Annotated in this window: 1 protein-coding gene; it reads right to left on the bottom strand. The window is 43.9% G+C overall.

Annotated features, from left to right (window positions below; genetic code table 11):
- A partial coding sequence (locus PGX78_RS08580; RefSeq protein WP_270446541.1) for a hypothetical protein occupies positions 1-757 on the bottom strand: 757 nt, incomplete at its 3' end.
- Positions 758-1090 lie beyond the last annotated feature (333 nt).

The following is a 1090-nucleotide window of genomic DNA, read 5'->3' as shown; positions in this document are numbered from 1 at the left end:
CATAGGAACCTAAGGCCGCCGCAATCTGGAATTTCGATTCACTTCCCGTGTAATCTAAAGGATGTAGTCCTGCCAGAGCTGCCGAGGCGGCACCGACATTTTTAATTTCTCTACTTAAGCCGCCGGTCATATTTGCCCCGTATTGATACAGCTGATTACCTGTTACGGCATCATGGGATCCTGCAGCAATACGTCCGTCTGCTACGTTAACAATCCGACGTTGTGTCGTATCATTGCCGACAGACACAACATTGGTTTCTGCCGCCGTACTGCCACCACCGATAGCAATACTGCCGTTGCCGGTGACGGAAGCATTATGACCCATAGCCAGCCCTTCTACGGCATTAACATTGGCACCGTTACCGATAGCTGCCGCATAGTCTTTCTTAGCTACTGCATTAGCCCCGAATGCTGTACCGTTTCTACCCGTATTCGTATTTAACCCGAAATTCGTCCGTTCGCCGCGAATGACAACACGTGCCGTATCGGGTGCACCGTTACCTAAGTTATCGGGTACATGACGTCCGCCATGTACAGGATATGAATCGGGTGCATAATTCGAATCGGGTGTCAAAAGAACACTGGCTCCTGTCGTCGCATCAACACGAGTTCTGCCGGCTGCCGCCTGACCCGGCGTAGCCTGACCGATCAAAACACTGGCTGCCGAATCTATTTGCGGCGCCGCCGCACAAACTACCCCTCCAATTACGGCACAAGCCGTAAGGGTCGCACAAATACGCATACTCTTATTTCTCATTACTACCCAGTCCCCTCTACTATTTGATAAGTATATACGTTATGTGTTTATTTTAATACTATGATACTCATTGTCAATATCTATTTTTAGAAAAACACTTCATTCTTACTAAGAATGAAGTCGTTAATATCTCTTCTTTTTCGGTTCTTAATCGGTATTCTTTTAATTTGTTTTATTCATAACAATAATAACAGTTATCTAATTTGTTTTCATTTGAATATATTTTATACACATAAAATACATCTTTTGCGGCTATCAAATAAAACAGCCTCCTTTTTCAAGGAGGCTGTTTCATTTGAATATATTTTATACACATAAAATACATCTTTTGCG

It is taken from the genome of Megasphaera sp. AF13-6AC (assembly GCF_027685385.1).
Classification (GTDB): Bacteria; Bacillota; Negativicutes; order Veillonellales; family Megasphaeraceae; genus Megasphaera; species Megasphaera micronuciformis.
Note: the sequence above shows the minus strand (reverse complement) of the source record. Positions and strands in the feature narration are given on the sequence as shown.